15 protein-coding genes are annotated in these 16578 nt (G+C 65.2%); 9 read left to right on the top strand and 6 right to left on the bottom strand.

Annotated features, from left to right (window positions below; all coding sequences use genetic code 11):
- Positions 1–97 precede the first annotated feature (97 nt).
- The 5 genes from acnA to FOZ70_RS05720 all read right to left on the bottom strand — a co-directional run bounded on the left by acnA (position 98) and on the right by FOZ70_RS05720 (position 7267).
- Complete coding sequence (acnA, locus tag FOZ70_RS05740) at positions 98–2815, bottom strand: aconitate hydratase AcnA (RefSeq protein WP_219705160.1); 2718 nt, start codon at positions 2813–2815, stop codon at positions 98–100.
- A gap of 52 nt (positions 2816–2867) precedes the next feature.
- Positions 2868–4319: a bifunctional 2-methylcitrate dehydratase/aconitate hydratase gene (locus FOZ70_RS05735; protein WP_059493498.1), complete on the bottom strand. Its 1452-nt coding sequence runs from the start codon at positions 4317–4319 to the stop codon at positions 2868–2870.
- A 22-nt stretch (positions 4320–4341) separates the two neighbouring features.
- Positions 4342–4857 (bottom strand): hypothetical protein, encoded by a 516-nt coding sequence (locus FOZ70_RS05730; protein WP_027791117.1) that lies wholly within the window; start codon positions 4855–4857, stop codon positions 4342–4344.
- A gap of 229 nt (positions 4858–5086) precedes the next feature.
- The gene (locus FOZ70_RS05725) at positions 5087–6094 is read right to left on the bottom strand and encodes an aldolase/citrate lyase family protein (protein ID WP_124588397.1); all 1008 of its coding nucleotides are present in this window, start codon (positions 6092–6094) and stop codon (positions 5087–5089) included.
- A gap of 186 nt (positions 6095–6280) precedes the next feature.
- Positions 6281–7267: a malate dehydrogenase gene (locus FOZ70_RS05720; RefSeq protein ID WP_027791119.1), complete on the bottom strand. Its 987-nt coding sequence runs from the start codon at positions 7265–7267 to the stop codon at positions 6281–6283.
- Positions 7268–7555: 288 nt separating this feature from the next.
- Between FOZ70_RS05720 and FOZ70_RS05715 the strand changes: the two genes are divergently transcribed.
- The 7 genes from FOZ70_RS05715 (at position 7556) to gltA (ending at position 13496) form a co-directional block, all read left to right on the top strand.
- Positions 7556–8380: a GntR family transcriptional regulator gene (locus FOZ70_RS05715; protein WP_034196031.1), complete on the top strand. Its 825-nt coding sequence runs from the start codon at positions 7556–7558 to the stop codon at positions 8378–8380.
- Positions 8381–8551: 171 nt separating this feature from the next.
- Complete coding sequence (gene sdhC / locus FOZ70_RS05710; RefSeq protein ID WP_021158703.1) at positions 8552–8968, top strand: succinate dehydrogenase, cytochrome b556 subunit; 417 nt, start codon at positions 8552–8554, stop codon at positions 8966–8968.
- 4 nt (positions 8969–8972) lie between these two features.
- A complete protein-coding gene (gene sdhD, locus FOZ70_RS05705; protein ID WP_011355745.1) occupies positions 8973–9341 on the top strand; it encodes a succinate dehydrogenase, hydrophobic membrane anchor protein in 369 nt (122 codons plus the stop codon).
- A gap of 3 nt (positions 9342–9344) precedes the next feature.
- A complete protein-coding gene (sdhA, locus tag FOZ70_RS05700) occupies positions 9345–11120 on the top strand; it encodes a succinate dehydrogenase flavoprotein subunit (RefSeq protein ID WP_021158704.1) in 1776 nt (591 codons plus the stop codon).
- Positions 11121–11141: 21 nt separating this feature from the next.
- Positions 11142–11843, top strand: coding sequence for a succinate dehydrogenase iron-sulfur subunit (locus tag FOZ70_RS05695; protein ID WP_006479352.1), 702 nt, complete (start codon positions 11142–11144; stop codon positions 11841–11843).
- Between the two features lie 12 nt (positions 11844–11855).
- Complete coding sequence (locus FOZ70_RS05690; RefSeq protein WP_011548107.1) at positions 11856–12128, top strand: succinate dehydrogenase assembly factor 2; 273 nt, start codon at positions 11856–11858, stop codon at positions 12126–12128.
- 66 nt (positions 12129–12194) lie between these two features.
- Positions 12195–13496 carry a citrate synthase gene (gltA, locus tag FOZ70_RS05685; protein ID WP_011355741.1) on the top strand — a complete coding sequence of 434 codons (1302 nt, stop codon included), beginning with the start codon at positions 12195–12197 and terminating at the stop codon, positions 13494–13496.
- Positions 13497–13586: 90 nt separating this feature from the next.
- On the opposite strand, the gene FOZ70_RS05680 is transcribed toward gltA, so the two are convergent.
- Positions 13587–14552, bottom strand: a complete 966-nt coding sequence (locus FOZ70_RS05680) for an AraC family transcriptional regulator (RefSeq protein ID WP_219705158.1) — start codon at positions 14550–14552, stop codon at positions 13587–13589.
- A 72-nt stretch (positions 14553–14624) separates the two neighbouring features.
- Between FOZ70_RS05680 and FOZ70_RS05675 the strand changes: the two genes are divergently transcribed.
- Positions 14625–15014 (top strand): VOC family protein, encoded by a 390-nt coding sequence (locus FOZ70_RS05675; RefSeq protein ID WP_021158706.1) that lies wholly within the window; start codon positions 14625–14627, stop codon positions 15012–15014.
- Positions 15015–15124: 110 nt separating this feature from the next.
- On the top strand, positions 15125–16375 hold the full coding sequence (locus tag FOZ70_RS05670; protein WP_219705157.1) for a DUF1479 domain-containing protein: 1251 nt from the start codon (positions 15125–15127) through the stop codon (positions 16373–16375).
- Positions 16376–16578 lie beyond the last annotated feature (203 nt).

Below are 16578 nucleotides of genomic sequence, written 5' to 3'. Positions count from 1 at the left end.
ACGCGAACAGGCAAAAAAAAGCCCGACACGAGGTCGGGCATCCAAATCGGCCGCAACCGCCCGCGAGGCGGCTGCGGCACCTGCAAAAGCAGGGCGCTTACGCTGCGAGCAGCGAACGCAGCACGAACGGCAGGATACCGCCGTGCTTGTAGTAGTCGACTTCGATCGGCGTATCGATGCGCAGCAGGACCTGCACGCGCTGCGTTTCGCCGTTCTTGCGGTTGATCACGAGCGTGACGTCCTGCTGCGGCTTGAAGTCGTCGCCGAGGCCTTCTATGTCGAACGTCTCGTCGCCGGTGATGCCGAGCGACTGGACGCTGTCCGAGCCCTTGAACTGCAGCGGCAGCACGCCCATGCCGACCAGGTTCGAGCGGTGGATACGCTCGAAGCTGCGTGCGATCACGGCCTTCACGCCGAGCAGCTGCGTGCCCTTCGCGGCCCAGTCGCGCGACGAGCCCGTGCCGTATTCTTCGCCCGCGAACACGACGGTCGGCGTGCCTGCTGCGACGTACTGCATCGCTGCATCGTAGATCGACTGCTGTTCGCCGCTCGGCTGGTGGATCGTCAGGCCGCCTTCGACGCGCGTGCCGTCTGCCTTCGCCGGGATCATCAGGTTCTTGATCCGGACGTTCGCGAACGTGCCGCGCATCATCACGTCGTGGTTGCCGCGGCGCGAGCCGTAGCTGTTGAAGTCGGCCTTCTGCACGCCGTTTTCCTTCAGCCACTTGCCCGCCGGCGAGTCTTCCTTGATCGAGCCTGCCGGGCTGATGTGGTCGGTCGTGACCGAGTCACCGAAGATGCCCAGCGCGCGCGCGCCCTTGACCGTCGGGATCGATGCAGCCGGTTCCATCGAGAAGTCGTTGCCGAAGAACGGCGGCTCGGCGATGTAGGTCGACTTCGGCCAGTCGTAGACCTGGCCCGATTCGCCCTCGATCTTGCTCCAGAGGTCGCCCTTCTTGGTCAGCTTCGAGTAGTTGTCCTCGAACTTCTTCGGATCGAGCGCGAACTTGAGCAGCGCGTGGATTTCGTCGCTCGTCGGCCAGATGTCGCCGAGGTAGATGTCGCGGCCGCCCTTGCCCTTGCCGACCGGCTCGGTCATCAGGTCGCGCGTGATGTTGCCGGCGATCGCGTACGCGACGACGAGCGGCGGCGACGCGAGGAAGTTCGCGCGGATGTTCGGGTGGATACGCGCTTCGAAGTTACGGTTGCCCGACAGCACGGCTGCCGCGACGATGTCGTTCTTCGTGATCGCTTCGTTCAGCTCCGGCGTCAGGTCGCCCGCGTTGCCGATACAGGTCGTGCAGCCATACGCCGCGACTTCGAAACCGAGCTTCGACAGGTAGGGCAGCAGGCCCGTCTTCGTCAGGTACTCGGTGACGATGCGCGATCCCGGCGCGAGCGAGGTCTTGATCTTCGGATCGACCGTGAGGCCAGCCTCGACCGCCTTCTTCGCGAGCAGGCCGGCGGCCAGCAGCACGCTCGGGTTCGACGTGTTCGTGCACGACGTGATCGCGGCGATCAGGATGTCGCCGTTCTTCACGTCGACGCCGTTGCTCGTCGTGTACTGCGTGCCGAGGTCGTCCGCCTTCTTCGCGAAGCCGTTTTCCGCGACCGGCTTCGAGAACAGGTCGGTGAACGTCGACTTGACGTGGCCGATCTCGATGCGGTCCTGCGGGCGCTTCGGGCCGGCCAGCGACGGGGCGACCGTCGTCAGGTCCAGCGTCACGACCTTCGTGTAGTCGATGTCGCCGGCCTTCGGGATGCCGAACAGCTTCTGCGCCTTGAAGTAGTTTTCGAACGCGGCGATTTCCGCCTTCGTGCGGCCCGTGCCTTCGAAGTAGTCGATCGTCTTTTCGTCGACCGGGAAGAAGCCCATCGTCGCGCCGTATTCCGGCGCCATGTTGCCGATCGTTGCGCGATCCGGCAGCGACAGCGACTTCGTGCCTTCGCCGAAGAACTCGACGAACTTGCCGACGACCTTCTCCTTGCGCAGCATTTCGGTGATCGTCAGCACCAGGTCGGTGGCCGTCACGCCTTCGCGCAGCTTGCCCTTCAGCTCGACGCCGACGACGTCCGGCGTCAGGAAGTACACCGGCTGGCCGAGCATGCCGGCTTCCGCCTCGATGCCGCCCACGCCCCAGCCGACCACGCCGATGCCGTTGATCATCGTCGTGTGGCTGTCCGTGCCGACGAGGGTGTCCGGGTAGTACACGGTGTCCGCGCCGTCGGCCTTCTTGTGCACGCCGCGCGCCAGGTACTCGAGGTTCACCTGGTGGACGATGCCGACGCCCGGCGGCACGACCTTGAACGTGTCGAATGCCTGCATGCCCCACTTCATGAACTGGTAGCGCTCGTTGTTGCGCTGGAATTCCAGCTTCATGTTCAGGTCGAGCGCGTCCTTCTGGCGGAAGTAGTCGATCTGGACCGAGTGGTCGACGACGAGATCGACCGGGACCAGCGGCTCGATCTTCTTCGGGTTCTTGCCCGTACGCTCCGCGACGCCGCGCATGGCCGCGATGTCGGCGAGCAGTGGCACGCCCGTGAAGTCCTGCAGCACGACGCGCGACACCACGAACGGAATCTCGTCGACGCGCTTCGCGGTCGGCTTCCAGTTCGCGAGCTGCTCGATGTGCTCTTCGGTGATCTTCTTGCCGTCGTAGTTGCGCAGCACGGACTCGAGCACGATACGGATCGACACCGGCAGGCGTTCGATCTTCGTCTTCAGTTCCTTGCCGAGCTGCGGCAGCGAGTAGAACTTGCCTTTGCCGGAACCGCTGTCGAATTCCTTGAGGGTCTTGTGGAGATTGTGGGCCATGGTGATTTTCCTGGGTTTAAGGCTAGGAAACTACGTGTCCTGTAAATGACGGCTATATCACATACAAGTCGACGTACTCATCGACCGGCATCGCTTCGAGCTTTGCCTGGTCCAGCGACACGTCGAGAATCGCTTGTTGCTGCTTTGCCGGGAAGCGGCGGGCAAGGTTGGTCCTGAACTTCTCGACCAGGAGCGGGATGCCTTCCGCACGCCGCCGCCGATGGCCGAGCGGGTATTCGACCGCCACCTCGGCAAGCTTCGACCCGTCCGTGAACTCGATCGTCAGTGCATTCGCGATCGAGCGCTTGTCCGGGTCGTGGTAATCCTTCGTGAACTGCGGATCCTCGACGCAGACCGTTTTCGCGCGCAGCGCGTCGATGCGGGGATCGGCGGCGGCCGAGTCTTCGTAATCGGCCGCGGTCAGCCGGCCGAACAGCAGCGGCACGGCGACCATGTACTGGATGCAGTGGTCGCGGTCGGCCGGATTGGCGAGCGGGCCCTGCTTGTCGATGATGCGGATCGCGGCCGCATGCGTGCGGATCGTGATCCGGCTGATGTCGTCGGTCGTGCGGCCCGCGGCGGCGAGCTGCGCATGCAGCTGCAGCGCGGCCTCGGCGGCCGTCTGCGCGTGGAATTCGGCAGGGAACGCGATCTTGAACAGCACGTTTTCCATCACGTACGTGCCGTACGGGCGCTGGAAGCGGAACGGCTTGCCGTCGAACAGCACGTCGTAGAAGCCCCAGGTCTTGGCGGTGAGTGCCGACGGGTAGCCCATTTCACCCGTTTTCGCGATCAGCGCGAGGCGCACCGCGCGGGAGGTCGCGTCGCCGGCCGCCCATGATTTGCGCGAGCCCGTGTTCGGCGCGTGGCGGTAGGTGCGCAGCGCCTGGCCGTCGACGAACGCGTTGGACACCGCGTTGATCAGCTCGTCGCGCGTGAGCCCGAGCAGCCGGCCGACGACGGCCGTCGATGCGACCTTCACGAGCAGCACGTGGTCGAGCCCGACCGCATTGAACGAATTCTCGAGTGCGAGGCAGCCCTGGATCTCGTGGGCCTGGATCATCGCGACCAGCACGTCGCGCATCGTGAGCGGCTTCCTGCCGGCCGCGACGGCCGTGCGGGAGAGCCAGTCGGCCGTCGCCAGGATGCCGCCGAGATTGTCGGACGGATGGCCCCATTCGGCGGCGAGCCAGGTGTCGTTGAAGTCCAGCCAGCGGATCATCGCGCCGATGCCGAACGCGGCCTGGACGGGATCGAGCTGGAAGGACGTGCCGGGCACCTTCGCGCCGTTCGGCACGATCGTGCCGGGCACGACGGGGCCGAGCAGCTTGGTGCAGGCAGGGTAGGACAGCGCCTCGAGTCCGCATCCGAGCGTGTCGATCAGGCAATGACGCGCCGTCTCCAGCGCGAGCGCGCTGTCGATGCCGGCATTCAGCACGTAGTCGACGATATCGACGAGTACCGTATCCGGAGCAGGGCGGACGTTGGAGACCGGGGCGGACATCGAGGGGCCGATGGGAACGCGCTTAGTTCGTTGCGGGCTTCAGCTCGTTCGACTGCGTCGGTGCCGGCGTGCCTTGTGCCATTTCCGGCGTCACGCATTCGTCCGCGAGGCGCTCGCCGCCGTTTGCGTCGGAGAACAGCATCGCCTTGGTCGGGATCACGATCAGCTTGAAGCCTGCTGCCGGATCGTAGAACGTGTCCGCGCCCGTCGTCGTGGCCTGACGCGGCAGCTTGTAGTTCTTCTTCGCCCAGTGAACCGTGACCACCTGGTCGCGCTTCATGTCACCGGCGAGGTCGAACGACAGACCTTCCTTGCAGGACCACTTGACCGCGCCGTCCGGTACCGGATCGACCTTGGCTGCGGCGCGTGCCTGTGCCTTCTTGCTGCGCGGGATGATGCGCTTGGCCGGCGCCGGGCGCTTGGCCGTTGCCTTCTTTGCGGTCGTCGTGGTCGTACCCTGGGCAAACGCGCTCGGAGCCGACACCAGCATCGTGGCGGACAAGGCGCCGATGGCGGTAGCGATCAGGAGTTTCTTCATGGAGTCAGAACCTTTCGATAATCAGTTGACAAGGGCCGGCAATCGAATTGCCGGCCGGTTTGAAACTGCACGCGCCCCGAAAGCGCGCAGCGGCCGCTATTTTCACCTATTTGGCCGCGTCCATATCAGGTTTTCGGGCTCCGTTACGTTTTTTGTCGTTTCGCAAACCTCTATCCGGTTCGCGTGTCGTCGAATGCATGAAACTCGTGTATCGGCGGGCGCCGCGCGCTTACGGCGCACTGCCCGCGGCGGCCGGGCCGAACAGCGGCGCGGCCTCGGCCGGTACGGGCTGGCCGGTGGCCCGCGCGCGGCGCAGCACCGACCAGTAATACCGGTAGCTCGCGCGATCGTGCAGCGTATCACCGTGGCGTGTCGGCCCCCAGTCGGCGGCCTGCGCGGCCAGCAGGATCTCGGCGGCCAGCGTGACCTCGTCGGTACGCGGTGCGAATGCGTCGACGATCGGGCGGATCTGCGCGGGGTGGATGCTCCACATCCGCGTGAAGGCGAATTCGTCGCGCGCGCGGCGCGCATCTGCGGCGACGACGCTCATGTCGCGCACCTCGGTCGTCACGTTGTGCGACGGCGTCTTGCCGTGCGCGTGGCAGGCCGCGGCGATTTCCAGCTTCGCGCGGCGCACGAGCGGGTGCTCGAACTGGCCGGGCGAGCGCATCGCGGCATCGGGAATCGCGCCATGGTGCGCGGAGACGAAATCCATCAGCCCGAAGCTCAGCGTGCCGACCGTCGGCAGCGCGGCGAGGGCGGCCGCCTGCGCGAGCGCGCCGTGCGTCTCGACCAGCACGTCGACCGGGATCGGCTGCGCGATGCCGAGCTCGCGGCGCGTGCCTTCGATGAACGCGGTCATTTCGGCTGCGTCGGCGGCACTCGCGATCTTCGGGAGCGTGATGTAGGCGGGGGCGCGCGACGCGCGCAGCACGATGCGCACGTCGTCGCGCCAGTGCGGATGGGAAAAGTCGTGGATGCGGACGCCGACGCGGCCGAAGCGGTTTTCGTCGCTGCCGAGCATGTCGGCGACGAGTGCCGCGTGCGCGGCTTCCTGGCCGACGGCCGCGCCGTCTTCGCAGTCGAGCGTGATGTCGAACACGGGGCCCGTTTCGGCCTGCAGCGCGAGCGACTTGCGCATCAGCTTTTCGCTGCCCGCGTAGTGATCGCAACAGGGCAGGATCGCGGGCGGGGACGCCCCGTCGTACAGCACTTGTGCAGGAGTGAGCGCGGCCATCTCGTCTACGTCAGGGAAGCGGGTCAACGTGGAGAAAATCGGATTCGGGCGCGTTCTGGGCCCGTGCGCGCGGGCGCGGGGCGGCAAAACGGGCGCGGATCCGATCGTACGGCCGGGCCGGCGGCTGGCGCCGGCCCGGGCCGGAACCGGGCGGCCCGAGAGCCGCCCGGCAAAGGCACGTGATGCTTAGTTCTTCAGCAGGTGGGCAACGCCATCGCGCTCTTCGAGCAGCTCGGCCAGCGTGCCGTCCATCTTCTCGCGCGAGAATGCGTCGATTTCCAGGCCTTCGATGCGCTTGTACTCGCCGTTTTCGCACACGACCGGCACGCCGTAGATGATGTCTTCGGGGATGCCGTACGAGCCGTCCGACGGGATGCCCATCGTGACCCACTTGCCGTTCGTGCCGAGGACCCAGTCACGCACGTGGTCGATCGCCGCGTTGGCTGCCGACGCCGCCGACGACAGGCCGCGCGCTTCGATGATCGCCGCGCCGCGCTTGCCGACGGTCGGGATGAACGTGTCGCGGTTCCACACGTCGTCGTTGATCAGTTTCAGCAGCGATTCGCCTTCGGCGGTCGCGAAGCGGAAGTCGGGGTACATCGTCGGCGAGTGGTTGCCCCACACGGCGAGCTTCTCGATCGAGGCGACCGGCTTGCCCGACTTCGCTGCGAGCTGCGACAGCGCGCGGTTGTGGTCGAGGCGCAGCATCGCCGTGAAGTTCTTCTTCGGCAGATCCGGCGCCGACTTCATCGCGATGTAGGCGTTCGTGTTCGCCGGGTTGCCGACGACCAGCACCTTCACGTCGCGGCTGGCGACTTCGTTCAGCGCAGCGCCCTGAACCGTGAAGATTTCGGCGTTCGCCGACAGCAGGTCCTTGCGCTCCATGCCCTTCGAGCGCGGACGTGCGCCGACCAGCAGTGCGACGTCGGCATCCTTGAATGCGACCTTCGGATCGTCGGTGATCACGACGCCCGCCAGCAGCGGGAACGCGCAATCGTCGAGTTCCATCACGACGCCTTTGACGGCGGCTTGGGCTTGCGGGAGGTCGAGCAGTTGCAGGATGACCGGCTGGTCCTTGCCGAGCAGGTCGCCGTTCGCGATGCGGAACAGCAGGGAGTAAGCGATTTGACCTGCGGCGCCGGTGACGGCAACGCGCTTTGCGGGCTTAGCCATTGAAAATCTCCAGGACGGGTGAAGCGTTGGACGCTAGCGAAAACGCCATTCTATGCGCGTTGTGCGAAGCGTTGCATTGAAGCAGGGCGGAGGACTCGCGATGGCAGACGCGGTGAACCTGGAGACGGCCGTGGCACGTAGCCGGGGACGCGCTTTTGCACCCGCGAACCCTTGCTCGACCGGGAGTGTAGGAGCCGTCACGCGCAAAGTCAAACGGTATCATATGTCTTATATAAGACAGATGTTTTGCGGAAATTGAGTGGACGAAAAAGTGCGGTTTGTGATGAAATGCGCGCCATGACATCGAACCAGGCGAATACCGCGAATCAGACCGGCGCAGGCGGCCCAGGGCAGCCGGGCGCGAGCGATCCCGCGCCTTCGCCTGCGGCGCCGCCGTCGCCGACGTTCAGCCCGTTATACCAGCAGATTAAGTCATTGATCACGCAAAGTCTCGAATCCGGTGAATGGAAGCCGGGCGAGATCATCCCGAGCGAGGTGGAGCTCGCGGCCCGCTACAAGGTCAGCCAGGGCACCGTCCGCAAGGCGATCGACGAACTGGCCGCGGAAAACCTCGTGGTCCGGAGGCAGGGCAAGGGTACTTTTGTTGCGACGCACAATGAAGATCGCGCGCAGTTCCGCTTCCTGCGCCTGCTGGCCGACGACGGTGCCGAGCATCCGCACGTGAGCCGCCTGCTCGAATGCCGGCGCCTGCGCGCGCCGGCCGAGATCGCGCGGCAGCTCGACCTGAAGCCGGCCGATCCGGTCGTGCAGGTGCGCCGCCTGCTGGAGTTCGAGAACGAAGTGACGGTGCTCGACGAGATCTGGCTGCCGGGCGCGATGTTCCGCGGGCTCACGTTCGAGCGGCTGAGCGAGTACAAGGGGCCGCTCTACGCGATGTTCGAGACGGAGTTCGGCACGCGGATGATTCGCGCGACGGAGAAGATCCGCGCGGTGGCGGCGGAGCCGGCGGTGGCCGACCTGCTGCACGTGCCGGCGGGTTTTCCGTTGCTGTCGGTCGAGCGCGTGTCCTATACATATGGTGACCGGCCGGTGGAGGTGCGTCGCGGCTGGTATGTCACAACCGGGTACTACTATCAGAATGACTTGAGTTGACGGAGTTTCGGCTCAAGCCGAGTGCGTTCGCGTTTCCCACGCTCGCGAAGCACGTTTCGGGCCGCCTTTTGTTCTAGTTCGCGCAACTATCCAGAGCAGACTTTCGCTGCAGCGCGATATAAAAAGGCGCTAAAATCGCGGATTAGTGTGACAACATAGTAGGGGTCTAGCATGACTGATGCAGTAAGAAAGCCGAGGCCGGAATACCGGAACATCGGATTCGCCGATATCACGATGAAATATCGCATGCCGCTGGCAGCGATATTGTCGATTCTCCATCGAGTCAGCGGCGCGCTGCTGTTCTTGTTCCTGCCGTTCCTGCTGTTCCTCTTCGACCAGAGCCTCACGTCCGAGCTCAGCTTCGAAGTCTTCAAGGCTTTCCTCTCCAACATCATCGTCAAGCTGATCGTCCTCGCACTGTCGTGGGCCTTCTTCCACCATTTCTGCGCCGGCATTCGCCACCTGCTGATGGACGTCAACCACGACGCCGTCACGAAGGAAGGCGGCAAGCGGACGGCAGTCGTCGTCTTTGTCGTCTCGATCGCCCTGACGATCGCCATGGCACTCAAACTGTTCGGAGCATTCTAAGAAAATGGCAGCCAATAACCGAATCGGCTCGAAGCGCCTCGTCGTCGGCGCACATTACGGCCTGCGCGACTGGCTTGCGCAGCGCATCACCGCCACGATCATGGCGGTCTACACGGTCATTCTGCTCGTCCTGTTCTTCGGCGCGCACGATTTCTCGTACGAAGGCTGGGCATCGATCTTCGCCGCGCAATGGATGAAGCTCGCGACCTTCGTGATGCTGCTTTCCCTCTTCTACCACGCATGGGTCGGCGTGCGCGACATCTGGATGGACTACGTGAAGCCCGTCGGTGTGCGCCTGCTGCTGCAATCGCTGACCATCGTCTGGCTGCTCGCATGTGCGGGCTACGCCGCGCAGATTCTCTGGAGAGTGTAAAGAATGGCTGCAATCAAAACTAATCTCCCGCGCCGCAAGTTTGACGTCGTGATCGTCGGCGCGGGCGGCTCCGGCTTGCGCGCAGCGCTGCAACTGTCGCGCGCGGGCCTGTCGGTCGGCGTGCTGTCGAAGGTGTTCCCGACGCGTTCGCACACGGTGGCCGCGCAGGGCGGTATCGGTGCGTCGCTCGGCAACATGAGCGAAGACAACTGGCACTTCCACTTCTACGACACGATCAAGGGCTCCGACTGGCTCGGCGACCAGGACGCGATCGAGTTCATGTGCCGTGAAGCGCCGAACGTCGTGTACGAACTCGAACACTTCGGCATGCCGTTCGACCGCAATGCGGACGGCACGATCTACCAGCGCCCGTTCGGCGGCCATACCGCGAACTACGGCGAGAAGCCGGTCCAGCGCGCATGCGCGGCCGCCGACCGTACCGGTCACGCGCTGCTGCATACGCTGTACCAGCAGAACGTCGAAGCGAAGACGCAGTTCTTCGTCGAATGGATGGCGCTCGACCTGATCCGCGACGCGGACGGCGACGTGCTCGGCGTGACGGCCCTCGAGATGGAGACGGGCGACGTCTACATCATGGAAGGCAAGACGACGCTGTTCGCGACGGGCGGCGCAGGCCGGATCTTCGCGGCATCGACCAACGCGTTCATCAACACCGGCGACGGCCTCGGCATGGCTGCGCGCTCGGGCATCGCGCTGCAGGACATGGAGTTCTGGCAGTTCCACCCGACCGGCGTGGCCGGCGCGGGCGTGCTGATCACCGAAGGCGTGCGCGGCGAAGGCGGTATCCTGCGCAACGCGAACGGCGAGCGCTTCATGGAACGCTATGCACCGACGCTGAAGGACCTGGCGCCGCGTGACTTCGTGTCGCGTTCGATGGACCAGGAAATCAAGGAAGGCCGCGGCGTGGGTCCGAACAAGGATCACGTGCTGCTCGACCTGTCGCACATCGGCGCCGAGACGATCATGAAGCGTCTGCCGTCGATCCGCGAAATCGCGCTGAAGTTCGCGAACGTCGACGCGATCAAGGAACCGATCCCGGTCGTCCCGACGATCCACTACCAGATGGGCGGCATCCCGACCAACATCCACGGCCAGGTCGTCGGCACGTCGCGCGGTCACAAGGATCCGGTCAACGGCTTCTACGCAGTGGGCGAATGCTCGTGCGTGTCCGTGCACGGCGCGAACCGCCTCGGCACGAACTCGCTGCTGGACCTCGTGGTGTTCGGCCGTGCGGCCGGCAACCACATCGTCGAGCACGTGAAGAGCCAGAAGGAACACAAGCCGCTGCCGGCCGATGCAGGCGAATTCTCGCTGGCGCGCCTGGCGAAGCTGGACAAGTCGACCTCGGGCGAATACACGCAGGACGTCGCGAACGACATCCGTTCGACGATGCAGAAGCACGCAGGTGTGTTCCGCACGTCGGAGCTGCTGAAGGAAGGCGTCGACCAGATGGCCGGCCTGAAGGCGCGCGTGGAAAACATCCACCTGAAGGACAAGTCGAAGGTGTTCAACACCGCGCGCGTCGAAGCGCTCGAGCTGGAGAACCTGATCGAAGTGGCCCGCGCCACGATGGTGTCGGCGGAAGCGCGCAAGGAAAGCCGTGGCGCGCACGCACACAGCGACTACGAACACCGCGACGACGAGAACTGGCTGCGCCACACGCTGTGGTACAGCGAAGGCGATCGCCTCGACTACAAGCCGGTTCAAATGAAGCCGCTGACGGTCGACTCCGTGCCGCCGAAGCCGCGCACGTTCTAAGCCGAGTCAAAGGAATCCGAAATGGCAAAACGCATTTTTGAAGTCTACCGCTACGATCCGGACAAGGACGCAGCGCCGCGCATGCAGACGTACGAGCTCGAGATCCAGCATGAGCGCATGCTGCTCGACGCACTGGTGAAGCTGAAGGCACTGGACGAGACGCTGTCGTTCCGCCGTTCGTGCCGTGAAGGCGTGTGCGGCTCGGACGCGATGAACATCAACGGCAAGAACGGTCTCGCGTGCCTGACGAACCTGAACGACCTGCCGCAGAAGATCGTGCTGCGTCCGCTGCCGGGCCTGCCCGTCGTGCGCGACCTGATCGTCGACATGACGCACTTCTTCAACCAGTACCACTCGATCAAGCCGTACCTGATCAACGACGCGCCGCCGCCGGAGAAGGAACGCCTCCAGTCGCCGGAAGAACGCGACGAGCTCGACGGCGTGTACGAGTGCATTCTGTGCGCGAGCTGCTCGACGTCGTGCCCGAGCTTCTGGTGGAACCCGGACAAGTTCGTCGGCCCGGCCGGCCTGCTGCAGGCTTACCGCTTCATCGCGGACAGCCGCGACACCGCTACCGGCGAGCGTCTCGACAACCTGGAAGACCCGTACCGTCTGTTCCGTTGCCATACGATCATGAACTGCGTCGACGTTTGCCCGAAGGGCCTGAACCCGACGAAGGCGATCGGCAAGATCAAGGAACTGATGGTTCGCCGCGCGGTTTAAGGCCGGGCTGCAATGAGCGACGATTCGCATCAATCCGACCCGCACCGTCGCGCGCGCCTTCGCTGGCGCGCGCGGCGGGGTCTGCTGGAAAACGACATCGTATTCGAGCGTTTCTTCGGCAGATACGAGCATGACCTCACCGATGCAGACGTAGGCGCGTTGTCGCGCCTGCTCGATCTGAGCGACAACGACCTGATGGACTTGCTCCTCGCGCGCAAGGAACCAGAAGGCGACCTAGACAGCCCGGACATTCACCGGCTGTTGGAGATGCTGCGCAACGTGTAACGCCAAGGTGTGACACGTTGTGCCCGTTATCGAATCCCGTTTCTTTATTTCGATTGAGGATGTGCCATGACTCCGTCTGATGTTAAAGCCACGCTATCGTTCAGCGACAACTCGCCGAGCGTCGAACTGCCGATCTACAAGGGCACGATGGGCCCGGACGTGATCGACATCCGCAAGCTGTACGGCCAGACCGGCAAGTTCACGTACGACCCGGGCTTCATGTCGACGGCAGCTTGTAATTCGGCGATCACGTACATCGACGGCGACAAGGGCGAGTTGCTGTACCGCGGCTACCCGATCGACAACCTCGCGCAAAACGCGGACTTCCTCGAAAGCTGCTACCTGCTGCTGAAGGGCGAACTGCCGAACGCAGCGCAGAAGAAGGAATTCGTCGACACCGTCACGAAGCACACGATGGTGCACGAGCAGATGCACTTCTTCTTCCGTGGTTTCCGCCGCGACGCGCACCCGATGGCGATCCTGGTCGCCGCAGTCGGCGCGCTGTCGGCGTTCTACCACGACTCGCTCGACATCAACGATCCGCGTCACCGTGAAGTGTCGGCGATCCGCATGATCGCGAAGCTGCCGACGCTCGTCGCGATGGCATACAAGTACAGCATCGGCCAGCCGTTCGTGTATCCGAAGAACTCGCTGTCGTACAGCGCGAACTTCATGCACATGATGTTCTCGAACCCGTGCGAAGAGTACAAGGTCAACGACGTGCTCGTCCGCGCACTCGACCGTATCCTGATCCTGCACGCCGACCACGAGCAGAACGCATCGACGTCGACCGTCCGCCTGGCCGGCTCGTCGGGCGCGAACCCGTTCGCATGTATCGCGGCCGGTATCGCGTGTCTGTGGGGCCCGGCGCACGGTGGTGCGAACGAAGCCGCGCTGAACATGCTCGAGCAGATCGGTTCGCCGGACAACATCCCCGAATTCATCAAGCAGGTGAAGGACAAGAATTCGGGCGTGAAGCTGATGGGCTTCGGTCACCGCGTGTACAAGAACTACGACCCGCGTGCGAAGCTGATGCGCGAAACGTGCTACGAAGTGCTGAACGAACTGGGCCTGCACGACGACCCGCTGTTCAAGCTCGCGATGCAGCTCGAGAAGATCGCGCTGGAAGACGAATACTTCGTGTCGCGCAAGCTGTACCCGAACGTCGACTTCTACTCGGGCATCGTTCAGCGCGCGCTGGGCATCCCGACGTCGATGTTCACGTGTATCTTCGCGATGGCACGTACGGTCGGCTGGATCGCACAGTGGAACGAAATGATCGGCGATCCGGAGCAGAAGATCGGCCGTCCGCGTCAGCTGTTCATCGGCGACACGCCGCGCGAAGCGAAGCCGCTCAACGCACGTTAAGCCGTGTGTGGCGCGAACGGCCGGCAGGCCGCTCGCGTCGGGCAATCGCAACGCCACGACACCCCGACGGGTCATCCCGTCGGGGTGTTTTCATTTACGCGCCGGATCGGCGCGATGCTCCAGCGACGGCGGGCGGGTGTCGAGTGCGGGCGCGTCGTCATCGGGCGCGTGGCCGTGCCGCACGAAGAACTGCCGGTAGGCGCCGGGCGTCATCCCGCGTGCGGCGAGGAACTGGCGGTTGAAGTTCGCGGCATTCGGAATGCCGCAGCGCGCGGCCACGGTCGCGATCGGCCAGTCGGTGCCGACGAGATGGCGGCACGCGTGCGCGAGCCGCAGTCGCTGCACGTAGCGCCCGACGCTTTCGCCGAGATGCCGGACGAACAGGCGCTGCAGCGTGCGTTCGGACATGTGCGCAGCGGCGGCGAGCGCGTCGATGCGCAGCGGTTCGTGGAAGTGCCGGTCGATCGCGTCGAGCACGCGGTCGAGGCGCTCGGCTTCGGGGGCGGCCGTATTGGCGTGCGGTGTCGTGCGTTCGGTCCGGTCGTAGGCGTGCGCTGTGGCGAGCGGCTCGCCGCCGGCTTCCGCGAGATCGGCGAGCGTGTCGAGCGCGGCCGCGAGCCTGGTGCGGGGCGACGGATCGAGCAGGTGCGGCAGCCGCGCCCGAATCGCGCGGGCTGTGTCCGGGTCGAAGCGCAGGCCCGGTGCGGCACGCCGCAGCAGCGAACGCAGCGGCGCGTATTCGGGACAACAGTCGGCCAGCCGCCGCGCCCAGTCGCCGTCGAACCAGATGACGACGGCGACTTCGGGCGCATCGCGATCGATGCGTGCGTTCGACGACCAGGTATGCGGCAGGTTGGGCGGCACGAGCACCAGGTCGTCGTCCGCATAGTGCGCGACGTGATCGCCGATGAAGCGCCGGCCGCGGCTGTTGAGCGTCAGCGTCAGTTCGTACTCGGGATGGCGATGCCATTCGAACGGAATGCGCGCGAGCTGGCGGTGATAGACACGGATCGAACAGCCGGGAGCGAACGTCACGTGCTCGTACTGCGGTTTCATCGCGGCCTCCGGGAGAGGGCGGGCATCGCGCCATGGCATGATCGAGGGCGATCGTCACGACGGAGCAATGCCATGTTTTCACATGTTTGCGTGGGCGTCAGCGATACCGCGCGCGCCTACGATTTCTACGCGCCGCTGTTCGCGGAACTCGGGCTGCGCCTGAAATTCCGCGAGCCGGACGGCTGGTCGGGCTGGATGCCGGCCGACGCCGACCGGCCGCTGTTCTTCTTCGGCCAGCCGCTCGACGGCCGCGCGCCCGAACCGGGCAACGGCCACACGATCGCGTTCGTTGCGCCGACGCGCGCGCATGTCGATCGCTGCCACGCGCTCGCGCTGCGCCACGGCGGCACCTGCGAAGGGCCGCCGGGCCTGCGGCCGGACTATCACCGCGATTACTACGGCGCCTATTTCCGCGATCCGGACGGTAACAAGCTGTGCGTGGTCTGCCATCGTCCCGAGTGATTCAGGGTTGTCAGGATTGTATCGATAGTTGGCCGGATAACGGTGATCTCGGCTGCGCGCCGGCCGTACGCTGACGGCACATCACGACACCTGTCAGCGAGGAGACCACGATGCAACTGACGATTGACGATTTGCCAGCCGCGATTCGCGACGCGAAAAAGCGGCTGCGCGCCGACCTGCCCGGTTATGCGGCCACGTTCCGCGAGCTGGAGGGCGACATCGCGCGGCAGGTCGACGCGATCCGCCGCGCGCATGCGCATGGCCACGACGTGATTCCGGTGGTGCCGTTCGCGGACATCGCGGGCGGGACCGTCGATCCGCGCGCGGTCGCAGCGATCCGCACGCATGGCGCGGTCGTGATCCGTCGCGTATTCGATGCGCGGCAGGCGCGCGACTGGAACGACGAGATCGGCGCGTACCTGGACGCGAACCGCTTCGCCGAGCGGCTCGATGCGCGCGCCGAGGACCGCTATTTCGGCAACCTTGCGTCGGGCAAGCCGCAGATATACGGCGTTTATTGGTCGAAGCCGCAGGTGGCTGCGCGCCAGTCGCCGGCGCTGACGCAGGCGCGCGTGTTCCTGAACCGCCTGTGGCGGCACGCCGACGGCGGGCGTACGCACTTCGATCCCGACCAGGTGCCGGCCTATGCGGACCGGATTCGCCGCCGCCCGCCCGGTTCGACGTCGCTCGGGCTGTCGCCGCATGTCGACGGCGGTTCCGTCGAACGCTGGCTCGGCGCGAACTTCCGCCGGGTCTACCGTCACGTGCTGGCCGGCCGCTGGCGTGATTACGACCCGTTCGATGCGGCGTTCCGTCCGGACGTCGAGGAGATTCCGTCGCCGGCCGTGTGCTCGATGTTCCGCACGTTCCAGGGCTGGACCGCGCTCACGCCGCAGGGGCCGGGCGACGGCACGCTGCAGTTGATCCCGGTTGCGAACGCGATGGCCTATGTCGTGCTGCGCGCGCTGCAGGACGATGTCGCCGACGACGACCTGTGCGGCGCGCGTCCGGGTCGCGCGCTGTCGATCCGGCCTGAATGGCACGCACTGTTGCTCGATGCGCTGGTGCCGATCCCGCACATGGAGCCGGGCGACGCGGTGTTCTGGCACGGCGACGTCGTGCACGCGGTCGAGGATGCGCACCGCGGCAGCGGCGACAGCAACGTGATGTACATCGCGGCCGCGCCTGGTTGCGCGAAGAACGACGCGTACCTGCTGCGCCAGCGGGCCGCGTTCCTGCGCGGCGAGAGCCCGCCCGATTTTCCGGCCGACCATTTCGAGGTCGAATTCGACGGACGTGGCGGGGAGGGCGATCTCTCGGCGCTCGGCCGTTCGCAGATGGGGTTCGGGCCGGGCGCTTAGCCCGCGTCGCACGGGAAAGCGGCCGTTCGCCACGCGGTTGCGCGTTGCGCAACATGAGTGAACGGCCGTCTGCCGAATCCGCTGCGGGCAGCGTGCAATTCGACGCAATCGGCTGTCGGCGCAGCCGAAATCGACGCGAATTGCGCAATTTGGCTTCCGATAATGGTCCGGACACAACGCAGCCGCCCCGTGTGCCGAACGGG

The sequence above is a fragment of the Burkholderia sp. COPS genome (assembly GCF_019425585.1).
Taxonomy (GTDB): Bacteria; Pseudomonadota; Gammaproteobacteria; order Burkholderiales; family Burkholderiaceae; genus Burkholderia; species Burkholderia cepacia.
This window is presented reverse-complemented; position numbering and strand designations above follow the sequence as displayed.

Excerpts from the sequence above, each read along its gene's own strand:
- acnA (WP_219705160.1), bottom strand. The coding sequence starts at position 2,815 with ATGGCCCACAATCTCCACAAGACCCTCAAGGAATTCGACAGCGGTTCC.
- FOZ70_RS05670 (WP_219705157.1), top strand. The coding sequence starts at position 15,125 with ATGCAACTGACGATTGACGATTTGCCAGCCGCGATTCGCGACGCGAAA.
- FOZ70_RS05675 (WP_021158706.1), top strand. The coding sequence starts at position 14,625 with ATGTTTTCACATGTTTGCGTGGGCGTCAGCGATACCGCGCGCGCCTAC.
- FOZ70_RS05715 (WP_034196031.1), top strand. The coding sequence starts at position 7,556 with ATGCGCGCCATGACATCGAACCAGGCGAATACCGCGAATCAGACCGGC.
- FOZ70_RS05730 (WP_027791117.1), bottom strand. The coding sequence starts at position 4,857 with ATGAAGAAACTCCTGATCGCTACCGCCATCGGCGCCTTGTCCGCCACG.
- FOZ70_RS05680 (WP_219705158.1), bottom strand. The coding sequence starts at position 14,552 with ATGAAACCGCAGTACGAGCACGTGACGTTCGCTCCCGGCTGTTCGATC.
- sdhA (WP_021158704.1), top strand. The coding sequence starts at position 9,345 with ATGGCTGCAATCAAAACTAATCTCCCGCGCCGCAAGTTTGACGTCGTG.
- FOZ70_RS05695 (WP_006479352.1), top strand. The coding sequence starts at position 11,142 with ATGGCAAAACGCATTTTTGAAGTCTACCGCTACGATCCGGACAAGGAC.
- FOZ70_RS05735 (WP_059493498.1), bottom strand. The coding sequence starts at position 4,319 with ATGTCCGCCCCGGTCTCCAACGTCCGCCCTGCTCCGGATACGGTACTC.
- FOZ70_RS05720 (WP_027791119.1), bottom strand. The coding sequence starts at position 7,267 with ATGGCTAAGCCCGCAAAGCGCGTTGCCGTCACCGGCGCCGCAGGTCAA.
- sdhD (WP_011355745.1), top strand. The coding sequence starts at position 8,973 with ATGGCAGCCAATAACCGAATCGGCTCGAAGCGCCTCGTCGTCGGCGCA.
- FOZ70_RS05690 (WP_011548107.1), top strand. The coding sequence starts at position 11,856 with ATGAGCGACGATTCGCATCAATCCGACCCGCACCGTCGCGCGCGCCTT.
- FOZ70_RS05725 (WP_124588397.1), bottom strand. The coding sequence starts at position 6,094 with ATGGCCGCGCTCACTCCTGCACAAGTGCTGTACGACGGGGCGTCCCCG.
- sdhC (WP_021158703.1), top strand. The coding sequence starts at position 8,552 with ATGACTGATGCAGTAAGAAAGCCGAGGCCGGAATACCGGAACATCGGA.
- gltA (WP_011355741.1), top strand. The coding sequence starts at position 12,195 with ATGACTCCGTCTGATGTTAAAGCCACGCTATCGTTCAGCGACAACTCG.